Annotated in this window: 15 protein-coding genes (1 of these 15 running past the window's edge); 11 read left to right on the top strand and 4 right to left on the bottom strand. The window is 60.7% G+C overall.

Translation table 11 applies throughout. The annotated features are described in order from the left end of the window. The first annotated feature begins 116 nt into the window (after positions 1 to 116). Positions 117 to 383, top strand: coding sequence for a ParD-like family protein (locus ACA057_RS20625; RefSeq protein ID WP_497341862.1), 267 nt, complete (start codon positions 117 to 119; stop codon positions 381 to 383). Continuing rightward, the gene (gene map / locus ACA057_RS20620; protein WP_497341860.1) at positions 380 to 1,171 is read left to right on the top strand and encodes a type I methionyl aminopeptidase; all 792 of its coding nucleotides are present in this window, start codon (positions 380 to 382) and stop codon (positions 1,169 to 1,171) included. Before ACA057_RS20625 ends, map begins: the two co-directional genes overlap by 4 nt. Positions 1,172 to 1,189: 18 nt before the next feature. On the opposite strand, the gene msrA is transcribed toward map, so the two are convergent. From msrA to ACA057_RS20600, 4 genes are all read right to left on the bottom strand, one after another. Beyond that, positions 1,190 to 1,696, bottom strand: coding sequence for a peptide-methionine (S)-S-oxide reductase MsrA (gene msrA / locus ACA057_RS20615; RefSeq protein WP_497341858.1), 507 nt, complete (start codon positions 1,694 to 1,696; stop codon positions 1,190 to 1,192). 141 nt (positions 1,697 to 1,837) lie between these two features. Then, complete coding sequence (locus ACA057_RS20610) at positions 1,838 to 2,257, bottom strand: organic hydroperoxide resistance protein (RefSeq protein WP_497341856.1); 420 nt, start codon at positions 2,255 to 2,257, stop codon at positions 1,838 to 1,840. 284 nt (positions 2,258 to 2,541) lie between these two features. Further along, complete coding sequence (locus ACA057_RS20605; protein WP_497341854.1) at positions 2,542 to 2,970, bottom strand: nuclear transport factor 2 family protein; 429 nt, start codon at positions 2,968 to 2,970, stop codon at positions 2,542 to 2,544. A 175-nt stretch (positions 2,971 to 3,145) separates the two neighbouring features. Next, positions 3,146 to 4,006, bottom strand: a complete 861-nt coding sequence (locus ACA057_RS20600) for a LysR substrate-binding domain-containing protein (protein ID WP_401365005.1) — start codon at positions 4,004 to 4,006, stop codon at positions 3,146 to 3,148. A 253-nt stretch (positions 4,007 to 4,259) separates the two neighbouring features. Between ACA057_RS20600 and ACA057_RS20595 the strand changes: the two genes are divergently transcribed. The 9 genes from ACA057_RS20595 to ACA057_RS20555 all read left to right on the top strand — a co-directional run. Then, on the top strand, positions 4,260 to 5,102 hold the full coding sequence (locus ACA057_RS20595; protein ID WP_497341852.1) for a transporter substrate-binding domain-containing protein: 843 nt from the start codon (positions 4,260 to 4,262) through the stop codon (positions 5,100 to 5,102). Between the two features lie 9 nt (positions 5,103 to 5,111). Next, complete coding sequence (locus ACA057_RS20590; RefSeq protein WP_497341850.1) at positions 5,112 to 5,846, top strand: amino acid ABC transporter permease; 735 nt, start codon at positions 5,112 to 5,114, stop codon at positions 5,844 to 5,846. Continuing rightward, complete coding sequence (locus ACA057_RS20585) at positions 5,836 to 6,624, top strand: amino acid ABC transporter permease (RefSeq protein WP_497341848.1); 789 nt, start codon at positions 5,836 to 5,838, stop codon at positions 6,622 to 6,624. The genes ACA057_RS20590 and ACA057_RS20585 overlap by 11 nt, the downstream gene beginning before the upstream one ends. Further along, the gene (locus ACA057_RS20580) at positions 6,611 to 7,447 is read left to right on the top strand and encodes an amino acid ABC transporter ATP-binding protein (protein ID WP_497341846.1); all 837 of its coding nucleotides are present in this window, start codon (positions 6,611 to 6,613) and stop codon (positions 7,445 to 7,447) included. Before ACA057_RS20585 ends, ACA057_RS20580 begins: the two co-directional genes overlap by 14 nt. Before the next feature lie 17 nt (positions 7,448 to 7,464). Then, positions 7,465 to 8,061 carry a cysteine dioxygenase family protein gene (locus tag ACA057_RS20575; protein WP_497341844.1) on the top strand — a complete coding sequence of 199 codons (597 nt, stop codon included), beginning with the start codon at positions 7,465 to 7,467 and terminating at the stop codon, positions 8,059 to 8,061. After that, positions 8,058 to 10,820 carry a cystathionine beta-lyase gene (metC, locus tag ACA057_RS20570; protein ID WP_497341842.1) on the top strand — a complete coding sequence of 921 codons (2,763 nt, stop codon included), beginning with the start codon at positions 8,058 to 8,060 and terminating at the stop codon, positions 10,818 to 10,820. The genes ACA057_RS20575 and metC overlap by 4 nt, the downstream gene beginning before the upstream one ends. Before the next feature lie 146 nt (positions 10,821 to 10,966). Then, complete coding sequence (locus ACA057_RS20565) at positions 10,967 to 11,779, top strand: energy transducer TonB (protein WP_497341840.1); 813 nt, start codon at positions 10,967 to 10,969, stop codon at positions 11,777 to 11,779. A gap of 85 nt (positions 11,780 to 11,864) precedes the next feature. Continuing rightward, positions 11,865 to 12,590 carry a MotA/TolQ/ExbB proton channel family protein gene (locus tag ACA057_RS20560; protein ID WP_497341838.1) on the top strand — a complete coding sequence of 242 codons (726 nt, stop codon included), beginning with the start codon at positions 11,865 to 11,867 and terminating at the stop codon, positions 12,588 to 12,590. Between the two features lies 1 nt (position 12,591). Beyond that, positions 12,592 to 12,593 carry a 2-nt sliver of an ExbD/TolR family protein gene (locus tag ACA057_RS20555; protein WP_019578566.1) on the top strand. It continues 400 nt past the right edge of the window, so just 2 of its 402 coding nucleotides fall inside the window; its start codon straddles the right edge of the window (only 2 of its three bases are visible, at positions 12,592 to 12,593); its stop codon lies off the right edge, out of view.

Here is a 12,593-nt window from a genome sequence, read left to right as displayed (position 1 = left end):
CTCACTTTCACAACCCCGAGCCCGCCCAGTGCGGGCTTTTTAATGCCTTGGATTTGCGATCTCACTGCGCCATCGACTAATATACGATTCATATGCATTTCATATTGGATGAGTCTGTGGGAATCGTAAAAATTTCAGAAGACATGCACGAGAATCTGCGTGTCGCCAGCAATGCGCTGAGCCGCTCGATCAATGCCCAGGCCGAGCACTGGATGCGCATCGGCATGTTGACGGAGTTGCACCCCAACCTTGACCACAGCGACATTTGCCGCTTGCTGATTCGTGCCGAACTGGCTGGCGGTCTTGACGTTAAACAGGTGTGCGCACTCGCCGAGGTTGCGCATCACACGGACGTTGATGCGGTCTCGGGAGCCAAGCAATGAAGGCTAACGTCAAAATCAACACCCCGGAACACATCGCCCAGTCGCGCGTGGCGGGCACCTTGGCCGCCGAGGTGCTGGCGATGATCACGCCCCACGTCAAGGCTGGGGTGACCACCGACGAAATCGACCGGATCTGCCACGACTATATCGTCAACGTGCAGAAAGCCATTCCGGGCAATGTCGGTTATCACGGCTTCCCGAAAACCGTGTGTGCGTCTGTCAACCAGGTGGTCTGCCATGGCATTCCGTCGGCCAGGCCGCTCGAAAATGGCGACATCGTCAACATCGACATTGCCGTGGTCAAGGACGGTTGGTACGGCGACACCAGCCGCATGTACTTCGTCGGCGAACCGTCGCCGGACGCCAGGCATCTGGTCAAGACCACCTATGAAGCCATGTGTGCCGGCATCCGGGTGGTCCGGCCCGGCGCTACCTTGGGCGACATTGGTCATGCGATTCAGAGCGCCGCCGAAAAGGAGGGTTTCAGCGTCGTGCGCGAATACTGCGGCCACGGTATCGGCAAGGTGTATCACGACGAACCGCAGGTCCTGCATTACGGCTATCCGGGCCAGGGCCTTCAGCTGAAAACCGGCATGATCTTCACCATCGAGCCGATGTTGAACGCCGGCAAACGCCACGTGAAAACCCTCAGTGACGGCTGGACGGTCGTCACCAAGGATCATTCATTGTCGGCCCAGTGGGAGCACATGGTGGCGGTCACTGACGACGGCTTCCAGGTGTTGACGCCCTGGCCGGACAGTGTCGATGAGTATCCCGCCATCGTTTAGGTGCAATGCCCGGCACCGTCACGCGCGTTTGGGTAGCTTCCAGTCCGGTCGAATGAAGTGGCAGGTGTAGCCGTTGGGGTAGTGTTCGAGGTAATCCTGATGCTCAGGCTCTGCCTCCCAGAACGGGCCGGCGGGGCTGATTTCAGTGACGACCTTATCGGGCCAGAGGCCGGAGGCATCGGCGTCGGCCACGGCGTCCTCGGCTACGCGTTTCTGCTCATCGTCGAGATAGAAGAGCGCCGAGCGGTAGCTCAAACCAATGTCGTTGCCCTGACGGTTCTTTGTTGTCGGATCGTGGATCTGGAAGAAAAACTCGAGGATCCGGCGATAGCTGGTTTGCTCCGGATCGAACACGATCTCGATCGCTTCCGCGTGGGTGCCGTGGTTGCGGTACGTCGCGTTTGGTACGTCGCCGCCGGTATAGCCCACCCGCGTGGACAGCACGCCGGGCTGGCGCCTGATCAGATCCTGCATACCCCAGAAGCAGCCGCCGGCCAGAATGGCCGTTTCAGTTCGTGTCGTCATAATACGGTCCTTCCTATCAGTGAACGTGCCCACTGAGTGAGCCAGGTATCGATCTTGCTCATGATGATCTCATGAACGTTTGGATGCGCCCTGTTTCGGATGACTGCCGGAAAGACAGGCTGCGCCGGCGGGCAGCTCCGGTCAAACCAGATTGATCGTGATGTCGATGTTGCCACTCAGCGCCTTGGAGTACGGGCAACGCAGGTGTGCGTCGTCGACCACGGTTCGTGCAACGGCGGGGTCCAGGCCCGGAAGGCTGACATTGAGGCGCGCCTGGAGGAAAAAGGCGTCTTCGGTCTTGCCCAGGTCCACTTCGGCATCGACAGCGAGGTCGGTCGGCAGGGTCACTTTCATCGCGGCAGCCGCCTTGCCCATGGCGCCGATGAAGCAGGCGGACCAGCCGGCCGCCAGCAGCTGTTCGGGGTTGGTGCCGCTGCCCGACGAGCCCGGAGGTGAAAGCTTGATCTCCAGACGACCATCGGAGCTACGCGACGCGCCGTCACGGCCGCCGGTGGTGTGGGTTTTACCGGTATACAACACGGTGTCGATTTTATTGATCATGGACGGGCTCCTGCTAGAAGGTTTAAGGGCGATGCCAATCCTGTAGGAGCAAGCTCGCTCCTACCAGGGGCAGCGACGTGCCTACTTTTTCACCTTCATGTAGTGCCTGTGTGTCCTGATCCGGCGGTTGTGTAACGCTGTGTAAGATCACCCGCATAAATACACTGCGATACAAATCACCACGCTCGTCGGCCTGGTTGATCCACACATCCTGCGCTCCGGCGCCGAAGTCGATAGAAGCGAGGCGCGTGCGGCTGCGCCTCGCGTAAAACGATGCCCCGTGATCAGGCTTTACTGGCCGCCAAGTACGCGCCAAGACGTTGTCCCATTTGCTCGCCCAAGGCTTGTAAACCACTCAAGGGACGGACCATCACTTCAAACTCGACGATTTTTCCGTGTTCATTGAAGCGGATCATGTCGATTCCCTTTAACGCTTTTCCGCTGACATTGGCGCTGAATTCGAGGACGACGCTCAGCCCGTCTGCTGATACCAATTCCCGGTGGTAAACAAAATCTTCAAACACCTCGATGACCGTGTTGAGAATCATCGACACCACGGCTGCTCCGGGGTAAGGCGTGTGAGCCATCGGTGAGCGGAATACGGCCTGTGGGTCCAGCAACTCGGGCAGGGCCCGCAAGTCGCCTTTACTGATCATCGCGTGCCACTGGCTCAAGGACGCTGCGGCGTTGGGGTGCAGTTTCAGTTCGGACATGATCAACTCCTGTATTTTTGTTTTTCTGCGAGGCGGTGTGTCGAAGCACCGATAAAGGGCTCCGCCGCATCATCGGCCCACAGACACAACAGAATCAACAAGGTCCAACATGATCGGCGCGATAAAAGTGACGCAAAAAAGCCCGGCAGGGATTCTCCGTGCCGGGCTTTTTCGATTAGAGACCCCGGCTGCTCCTGATCAATTCATACGCCCGACGCACCAGCGGATTCACCGTGTTGGGGCGAATCCACAAGTGATAGGTCACGTCTGGCAGCCGTGGCAAGCCATCGTTCTCGCCCAGCACGCGCATGTCCGGGCCGAGCATTTCCATGCTTCGTGGCGTGACGCCCAGGCCGGCGCGAGTCGCCGCTTTGATGCCGATCAGATTCGACGCCAGATAGGCCTGGCGCCAGGGAATGTTGGCGCGTTCCAGAGCCTCCAGCGCATAGCGGCGATAGATGCTGGGTTCATCCACCAGGATCAGCGGCAACGGCTCGCCGGGGGTATGAATGTACTGCGCCGAACAGATCCACCACACCGGCGAGGTGCGCAGGGCAAAGCCTTCGAGGCTTGGGTCTGCGCGCGTGGAAATCACCATGTCGACCTTGCCACGGTGCAGGTCGTCCATCAGGAACGGGCTGCGGCCAACATCGATCTCCAGGCGCAATCGCGGTGCCGAGCGGGCAATGTGGCTGAGGATCGGCGGCAGGATGGTGTCGGCGATGTCATGGGGCGAACCGATGCGCAACACGCCGCTCAAGCTGCTTTCACGCAGAGAGTTCAGGGCGTCGTCGTTGAGCGAGAGCATCTGCCGCGCATGCCGCAGTAACTGCAACCCGGCTTCGGTGAGTTGCTTTTGCCGCCCGCGCTTCTCGAACAGGTTCACCCCGACGAGTTGTTCCAGGCGTTGCATGTGTTGGGTGACCGACGATTGCGTGCGGGCCAGTTGCGCGCCGGCCTCGGCAAAGCTGTGGTGATCCACCACGGCGATGAAGGTGCGCAGTAATTCGAGATCGAGGGTAGATGAGGTCGACATGGCCATTCCCGGCGGTGTTTTTATATCAGGGCTGCAAACATAAATATTACAGATCTTTATGTGTTGTGGGTGCTCATTTACTTTCCAGGAAAAAATCATCCGTAAAAATGGGCTTATCCAAGATTTCCTGTCAATTTTGATACTGGAAGTTATAACGATATTAGATATTTGAATTTCCGTTACTTCAGGACTGTACCTAGGATGCCCACACATCAGGTCGGGGTACGCCGATCATTCTTGAAGGGGGAAATCCATGTTGCTCGAGCGCTCGCCGGTTAAACGATTGTTGCCTGTCATGTTGGGGGCCTTGATCTCGATGGTTGCAATGACCAGCGCTCAAGCTGATGCCACCCTGGACAAAATCCAGCAACGCCATGTGCTGGTGGTCGGCGTGTTGTTGTCCGGCGGCCCCTTTGGCGGCATTGATCCCACCACGCAGAAACCCCGTGGTTTGAATGTTGATCTCGCGGAGGAATTGGGTCGGCAACTGGGGGCCGACGTGCAACTGGTGCCGGTGTTGCCCGCCAACCGTGTGCAGTTTCTGCAGCAGGGCAAAGTTGATTTATTGATCGCCAATATGGAATGGACCGCCGAACGCGGCGAGATCCTCGGCTTTGTGCCGACGCCGTTCTACCGTGTCGGCGGCACCGCAGCGGTGCTCAAGGACAGCAAGATCAGCCGTTGGGAAGACCTGAAAGGCCAACCGGTCTGCACCTCCCAGGGCAGCAGTTACGTCAAGCCACTCACCGAGTTGGGCGCCGAGATCAAGGCCTTCAAGAGTTCGTCGGAATCCCTGCTGGCGCTGCGTGGAAACAACTGCGTCGCTGCGGTGCATGACGCCACGCTGATCAATCCGCTGATCGCCGACACCGCCGAATGGCAGGGCTATCGCGCGCTCAGCCCGGAACTCAATCCAGCCCCTTCAGTGATCTGGACCCGTCGAGGTGAAAGCGATACCCAGGCCCGACTCGACCCGATCATCAAGGAACTGCATCGCAGCGGCTGGCTGATCGAGGCGCAGACCCGCAATCGCATCACCCCCGCATCACCGGCCTTGGTGGAGCTGCAAAAACAGTTCCGGGCCAACGGTGCCTGAGGGCGACGCATGAGTCATTGGCTGGAGCATTTCGTCCACTGGATCGCCGGGTTTGGCCTGAACTACAGCTTTCTGCTGGACGCCTATCAACGCGGCACCCTGGAACAGGGCGCGCTGACCACGGTGTTGCTGTGCCTGTTGACCATCGTCGGCAGCCTGCTGGCGGGTGTCGGGCTGGCGGCGATGCTGACGTCGGGCAAGCCCTGGCTGGCCAAACCCGCGCGGGTGTTCGTCGAAGTCACCCGCAACACGCCGACGCTGGTGCAGCTGTATTGCGCGTTCCTGGTGCTGAACATGTTGCTGACCCAAGCCGTCGGCACGGCCAATCCGCTGACGCCATTCGCCTGGGTGGTGATTGTGATCTCTCTGCACAAGGGCGCGTTCCATGCCGAAGCCTTGCGCGCCGGCATCGAGGCGGTGCCGGCGGTAACCCTTGAGGCCGCCAGTTCGCTGGCCTTCAGCAGTCGTCAGTTGTTGTGGAATGTGCAACTGCCGTTGGCCCTGCGCTTCGCCTTGCCATCGCTGATCAACAACCTGATCGACCTGGTGAAAATGACCGCCGTGGCCTCGGCCATTGCCGTGGGGGATATCACCTACGCCGCGATCATGATCTGGACCCAGAGCGATAACGTGCTGGAGTTGATGATCCTGATCCTGAGCTTTTTCGGCCTGCTGAGTTTTATCGTCAATTGCGTGGGGCGCTTGCTGGAAGCACGCCTGAGGATGCCTGGTTATGGCCATTGAGTCGTTCGTCAGCACACCGCTGACCGGGCCGCGCCGGCATGTCGGCAAGTTACTGTTGTTGGTGTGCGTCGTGCTCGGATTGCTGTACTTCGCCCCTCAGAGTCCGGTGTTCAGGGCCTTGCTGCAATGGTCGCCGGCCCTGGCCGTGGGCTTTGGCCAGAACATCCTCATCAGCCTGTTAGCGATCGGCTTGGGTTCGTTGTTGGGGGTGTTGGTGGGGGCATTGGTCGTGTCGCCCCTGCGGTTGTTGCGTTTGCCCGCGCAGATTTGGGTGCAGGTTTTCCGCAATGCGCCGTGGCTGGTGATGATCTATTTCACCACCTACGTGTTCCCGTTCGAGATCCACATCGGCAGCGCTTATGTTTCGTTCCCGGACTGGGTCAAGGTCACGATCGGCCTGGCCCTGCCGGCCAGTGCCAACGTCGCGGAAATCTTCCGTGGCGCCATCGCTTCCATTCCCGGTACCCAGTGGGAAGCCGCGCGTTCCCTGGCCTTCACGCGCGGGCAGATCTTCCGTTCGATCATCCTGCCGCAGTGCTTCAAGCGCATGTTGCCGCCGTGGATGAACCTGTATGCGGTGATCACCATGGGCACTGCGCTGGCGTCCCTGGTGGGTGTGCATGACGTGATCGACACCGCGCAAATCGCCAGCAACACCGTGAACATGACCGGTTTTACCGTGGTGATTTACCTGAGTTTGCTGGTGTTGTTTTTTGCTTATTGCTATCCGATTTCCCGACTCACCCAACGCCTGGAGCGACGTTATGCCTTCTATTGAAACCGTCGCCGAGCCTTTGGTCAGCCTGCGCGATCTGCACTTGTCCTTCGGCGGCAATCCGGTACTCAAGGGCATCGACCTCGACGTGCATCGCGGCCAGGCCGTGTCGATCATCGGTCCGTCCGGCTCGGGCAAGTCGACCCTCCTGCGTTGCATCACCGGCCTGTTGCAGCCCCAGCGCGGGAGCATTCGAGTCGGCGCCACCGAGGTTTGCTCACTGGCCAAGGAAGCCCAGCGCATCGAGTTGCGCAAGCGTGTGGGGTTCGTGTTCCAGCAGTACAACCTGTTCCCGCATCTGTCGGTGCTGGAAAACCTGGTGATTGCGCCACGCAAGGTGCTGGGTCGCAACCGCGTCGATGCCGAAAAAGATGCGCGGGCGCTGCTGGCCAAGGTGCGAATGGAGCACAAGGCCGATGCCTATCCGGGACAGCTGTCCGGTGGCCAGCAACAGCGGGTGGCGATTGCCCGGGCGCTGGCGATGCGCCCGGAGCTGATTCTGTTTGATGAAGTGACCTCGGCCCTCGACCCGGAAACCGTCGGCGAGGTGCTGACGGTGATTCGCGAGCTGACGGAAGAGGGCATGACGTGCGTGTTGGTGACCCACGAGATGCGTTTCGCCGAAGAGATCAGCGACATCGTCTACTTCACCGAGAACGGCGTGATCGTCGAGCACGGCAGCGCCGAACACATTTTCCAACGCCCGACCAGCGAGCGCACTCAGGCATTCCTGCGTCATGCCTTGGGTGATCCGGGGCGCCGACCTGCGATCGCTCACGATCCCTACCTGCTGACCAACCTGGGTCGCTACAGCCTGTCCGTCTAATACTGAGGAGCCTGTTCATGAGTACCGTTAACCGTGCCGCTGTCATTGAGGATTTCCTGAAGAAAATCCGCGTCATCAATCAACGGGGCGTCGACCGCGCCGCGCTGGTGGAAATCGTCGCCTTGCTGGAAAACCTGGCCGAGCGCCGTGATCTGTTCAACTTCGACGAGTTCCCGGCACCGGTGCCGGGGCAGGGCAGCACGGCGTTTCGCTATCGCCTCAATGACGACGGCGATACGCCGACGCTGTACCTGAATTCGTTGTTGCCGGGCAAAAGCACAATCGCGCACAACCACGAAACCTGGGCCATCATCAGCGCGGTCGAAGGCCAGGAAATCAACTACGTCTACGCCCGTGAAGATGAAGGTCGCGAGCCGGGCTTCACCACCTTGCACCTGGAAAGGGAAGTGATCGTGCAGCCGGGTACATCGATCTCGTTTCTGGGTGAAGACCTGCACGGCATCCGTGTCGAAGGCGAGCAGGCGACCTTGCATTTCCACCTCTACGGTTTGCCGCTGGAATCCCTCAACGGCCGATACGGCGTCGAGGCCGACGGGCGCATTCTCAATTACAACGCCTCTCAAATGGCGCCGTCGATCAAGGCCTACGCATGATCGATTCCACGAGCCAGACCGTCACGCCCGGGCAACTGCAACAATGGCTGTTCGACGGGCAGGAAATCGCCCTGTTTGATGTGCGCGAACACGGCCAATATGGCGAGGCGCACCTGTTTTTCGGGGTGAACCTGCCTTATAGCCGACTGGAGTTGGAGGTCCGACGCCTGGCGCCGAATCTTCAAGTGCGGCTGGTGATTTATGACCAGAATGGCGGGGCAGTCGCGGCGCGCGCCGCACAGCGTTTACACGCATTGGGCTATGACAACGTGCAGGTGCTGGGCGGCGGTGCCGATGGCTGGAAGGCGGCCGGTTTTCAGCTGTTTGCCGGTGTGCATGTGCCTTCCAAGGCCTTTGGCGAACTGGTCGAGGAGGCCAGTCACACCCCGCACGTCACCGCGCAACAACTGGCCGAATGGCAGGCCCGGGGTGAGCCATTGGTGGTGCTGGACGGTCGGCCGTTCGATGAATACCGCAAGATGACCATTCCCGGTTCTGTGTGCTGCCCTAACGGCGAGTTGGGCTATCGCGTGCACGATCTGGTGCCGGACGAGCGCACGCCGATCGTGGTCAATTGCGCCGGCCGCACCCGCAGCATCATCGGCGCGCAGACGTTGATCAATCTTGGTCTGAAAAACCCGGTCTACGCCTTGGAAAATGGCACTCAGGGCTGGTACCTGGAAGACTTCCAGTTAGAGCATGGCAGCACTCGACGCTATGCCGACGAGGTGTCATCGAAGTCCTTGCCGGCTCAGCGTCTCGCCGCCGCGCAACTGGCGGCGCGGGCCGGGGTGGAAACCGTAGAAGCCGCTCAGGTTGAACAGTGGGGCAGGGAAGCGGGGCGCAGCCTGTTCCTGTGCGATGTGCGCACCGCCGAGGAATTTGCCGAGGGCAGTCTGCCGGGCGCTCAACACACGCCGGGCGGGCAGTTGATTCAATCCACCGATCTGTATGTCGGCGTGCGTCGGGCGCGGTTGGTGCTGATCGACAGTGATGGCGTGCGGGCGCCGATCATTGCCAGTTGGCTGCGGCAGTTGGGTCATGAGGCTTATGTTCTGGCGGGTGGGGTGAGCAGTGGGTTGGCGTTACCCGCGCTTGAGCTGACCGCTCACGAGGCGTTGCCGTTGATCACCGCACAGGCGCTGGCCGATGCGTTGAAGGATGATGCGGTTGTGCTGCTTGATCTGCGTCCGAGCACGGTCTATCGCAAAGGTCATATAGCCGGTTCGCGCTGGTCGATCCGCTCGGAATTGGCGGCCGAGGTTGCCGATGAGCAGCGGCCTTTGGTGTTGCTGGCCGATGATCCGCATCTGGCCGCTGTTGCAGCGCTGGAATTGCCCGACGCTCAACGCGCGCAAACCAGCCTTCTGGACGGTGGTCTCGGCGCCTGGCGCGCGGCGGGTTTTGCCGTGCAAGAGAATGCCCTTACGCCGCCCGATACGCAGTGCATTGATTTTCTGTTTTTCACCCACGATCGTCATTCCGGTAACAAAGAGGCGGCGCGTCAGTACCTGGCCTGGGAAATCGGCTTGCTGGCGCAAATGAGCGAGGACGAAATAGCCAGTCTCAAGCCGCTCCGACCCCAGGCACACAATGAGGCGCGGGTACGTACTCGCCTGGTCCATTCGGCGCGTACCGAAAAGGGCGGTGGCGGTCGGTCCGTCAACGTGCCGGTCACCCGCTTGAGTACCGTACTGTTCGACAACCTTGCGCAGATGCGCGACGCCCGTTCCCGTCGCGACAGCGAACGGGTCCTTAGCTATGGCGCCCGAGGCAACCCGACAGCTTTCGCCCTGGAAGACCTGGTCACTGAGTTGGAGGGCGGTTATCGCACTCGCTTGTTCGGCACCGGGTTGGCGGCGGTCGCGCAGACGTTCCTGGCCTACCTGCGCCCCGGCGATCATGTGCTGATCACTGACGCGGTTTATTCGCCGGTACGACGCCTGGCCAAGGAGTTTCTTGAGCCGTTCGGCATCCAGGTCGGCTATTTCGCGGCGGACGGCAGCGGCCTGCAAGCGCAACTGCAAGCCAATACCAAAATGGTTTACACCGAGGTGCCCGGTTCGTTGTTGTACGAGCTTTGCGACTTGCCGGCCATCGCCGCGCTCTGCAAGCCACGGGGCATCCTGCTCGCCGTGGACAACACCTGGGGCTCGGGCTATCTGTATCGGCCGCTGGCCTTGGGCGCGGACATCTCGATCATGGCGTTGACCAAATACCTGTGCGGCCACAGCGACGTGGTGATGGGCAGCGTCTGCACGCGGGAAGATGTCTGGCCGGCACTGGCCGCCATGAGCGACACCTTCGGCAGTACTGTCAGCCCGGACGATGCCTACCTGGTACTGCGCGGCGCACGTACCCTGGCGCCACGCCTGGAGGTGCACGAACGCCAGGCGCTGGAAGTCGCTCATTGGCTGCAAGCGCAACCGCAGGTGAAGCGGGTTTTCCATCCGGCCCTGTCCGATCATCCCGGTCATGCTCTGTGGCAACGTGATTTCAATGGCAGCAACGGCCTGCTGTCCTTCGAGCTGCACGACGCGAGTGCTACTTATGTCGAGCGATTTATCGATGCACTCCAGTTGTTTGGTTTGGGGGCTTCCTGGGGCGGCTACGAAAGCCTGATCACGGTGGCTGACACAACGGATCGTCACAGCGTCGCCGATCGCGCACTGAATCCGGTACTGCGATTGCATATCGGGCTCGAGGATGTCGAGGCGTTGATTGAGGATTTGCAGCGGGGATTCGCCGCAGCAACCTAGGTCTGGCGCTTTCGCTTAGCGGCTGGTGTGAAGCTTGTTATGCAAAAACTGCATGTTTGGATAATTAAATATTCTTTTATGAAATAAAAACTTTCGTTGATCATGCCTGTAGGCAGATAAATCCAAAGGTCTACAGGAGTTAATGAATGGGCAATGTCCAGAGCACCAGAAGTGCCCTAGAGGTATTTCGGCACCCGCTGCCTGGCGGCGAGCTGCTCGACCTTGGCCGGGTGTTTCGGCAGCCCTTGGCGGCGTCGCGGCTGCACAGCACGCCCAGGCGCGTGCTCAGTCGCCGCGAAGGCTTCCTGCTCGGGGTGTTTGCGCTGGTGTTGCATGGTGCGGTGATCGTCTGGGTTAACCAGAACCCACCGCTGGCACTGCCAGTGGTGCCGCCGGAAATTCCGCCGATGACCATCGAGTTTTCGCAGCCGGCGCCTCCGGTGGTGGAACCGCCACCACCCGAGCCGATTCCACAGCCGGTGGTCGAACCGCCACCGCCGGTTGAAGATGAGTTGGCGGTGAAGCCACCGCCACCCAAACCTGTTCCGAAACCCAAGCCTGTGGTCAAACCGGTACCCAAACCTGTGGCCAAGCCGGTGGAGCAGCCACCGGCCCCGCGTGCGCCGCCACAACCGGTCGCCGCCCCCGCGCCTCCGGCACCGCCCGCACCGAAACCGGTGACCCCGGCGTCGGCCAGCGCCGGTTACCTGAAAAACCCGGCGCCGGAATACCCGTCACTGGCGATGCGTCGTGGCTGGGAAGGCACGGTGTTGTTGCGGGTGCACGTCCTGGCCAGCGGCAAGCCCGGTGAGATTCAGATCCAGAAAAGCAGTGGCCGCGACCAACTCGACGACGCCGCGCTGGCGGCGGTCAAGCGCTGGAGTTTCGTCCCGGCCAAGCAGGGCGATGTCGCCCAGGACGGCTGGGTCAGCGTGCCCATCGATTTCAAAATCAAGTAACTCAACCTAACGACCTACACCGCGGGCCACCTGACAAAAGGCGCATCGCTACAACCGACTCAATGCCTTGTTGGAGAGCCTGACCATGAATCTGATTGCATCCCCCTTCGAATCCATCGAACACACCGTCATCTGGCTGTTGATCCTGTTTTCCGTGGCCACCTGGGGCCTGGCCTTGCTCAAGGGTGTGCAGTTCACTCGCCTGAAGACCCAGGACCGCAAATTCCATAAACACTTCTGGGCCGCCTCCAGTCTCGATTCCGCCGCTGAATTGGCCCATAGCCAGCCGGGTGCCGCCGCGCGTGTCGCCCTGGCCGGTTACGCCGCGATTCAGGTGCCGGAGGACGCACATGCCGCTGACTTGAGCCAGGCAATTAATCACCAGGACCGTCTTGAGCGCGCCCTGCGCCAGCAGATCGTGCGTGAACGGCGCTCACTGGAAAGCGGGCTGGCGATCCTCGCCAGTATCGGCAGCACCTCGCCCTTCATCGGCCTGTTCGGTACCGTCTGGGGGATCATGTCTGCCTTGAAAGGCATCAGCGCGGCGGGCTCGGCGAGCCTTGAAACCGTGGCCGGGCCTATCGGTGCCGCCCTCGTGGCTACCGGCGTCGGTATCGCCGTCGCGGTGCCGGCGGTGCTGGTCTACAACTACTTCCTGCGTCGCCTGAAACTGACCGCCGCCGACCTCGATGACTTCGCCCACGACTTCTACAGCCTGGCGCAGAAAAACGCGTTCCGCGTGCTGCTGCATCCGGTGCTGAGCAAATCCGCCGTGACCGTCGCTGGGCAGAAAATCAAGGAGGCGTCCTGATAT

Source organism: Pseudomonas sp. LBUM1661 (assembly GCF_059695925.1).
Note: the sequence above shows the minus strand (reverse complement) of the source record. Positions and strands in the feature narration are given on the sequence as shown.

Excerpts from the sequence above, each read along its gene's own strand:
- ACA057_RS20580 (WP_497341846.1), top strand. The coding sequence starts at position 6,611 with ATGCCTTCTATTGAAACCGTCGCCGAGCCTTTGGTCAGCCTGCGCGAT.
- ACA057_RS20560 (WP_497341838.1), top strand. The coding sequence starts at position 11,865 with ATGAATCTGATTGCATCCCCCTTCGAATCCATCGAACACACCGTCATC.
- ACA057_RS20610 (WP_497341856.1), bottom strand. The coding sequence starts at position 2,257 with ATGATCAATAAAATCGACACCGTGTTGTATACCGGTAAAACCCACACC.
- ACA057_RS20605 (WP_497341854.1), bottom strand. The coding sequence starts at position 2,970 with ATGTCCGAACTGAAACTGCACCCCAACGCCGCAGCGTCCTTGAGCCAG.
- map (WP_497341860.1), top strand. The coding sequence starts at position 380 with ATGAAGGCTAACGTCAAAATCAACACCCCGGAACACATCGCCCAGTCG.
- ACA057_RS20600 (WP_401365005.1), bottom strand. The coding sequence starts at position 4,006 with ATGTCGACCTCATCTACCCTCGATCTCGAATTACTGCGCACCTTCATC.
- metC (WP_497341842.1), top strand. The coding sequence starts at position 8,058 with ATGATCGATTCCACGAGCCAGACCGTCACGCCCGGGCAACTGCAACAA.
- ACA057_RS20585 (WP_497341848.1), top strand. The coding sequence starts at position 5,836 with ATGGCCATTGAGTCGTTCGTCAGCACACCGCTGACCGGGCCGCGCCGG.
- ACA057_RS20575 (WP_497341844.1), top strand. The coding sequence starts at position 7,465 with ATGAGTACCGTTAACCGTGCCGCTGTCATTGAGGATTTCCTGAAGAAA.
- ACA057_RS20565 (WP_497341840.1), top strand. The coding sequence starts at position 10,967 with ATGGGCAATGTCCAGAGCACCAGAAGTGCCCTAGAGGTATTTCGGCAC.
- msrA (WP_497341858.1), bottom strand. The coding sequence starts at position 1,696 with ATGACGACACGAACTGAAACGGCCATTCTGGCCGGCGGCTGCTTCTGG.
- ACA057_RS20590 (WP_497341850.1), top strand. The coding sequence starts at position 5,112 with ATGAGTCATTGGCTGGAGCATTTCGTCCACTGGATCGCCGGGTTTGGC.
- ACA057_RS20595 (WP_497341852.1), top strand. The coding sequence starts at position 4,260 with ATGTTGCTCGAGCGCTCGCCGGTTAAACGATTGTTGCCTGTCATGTTG.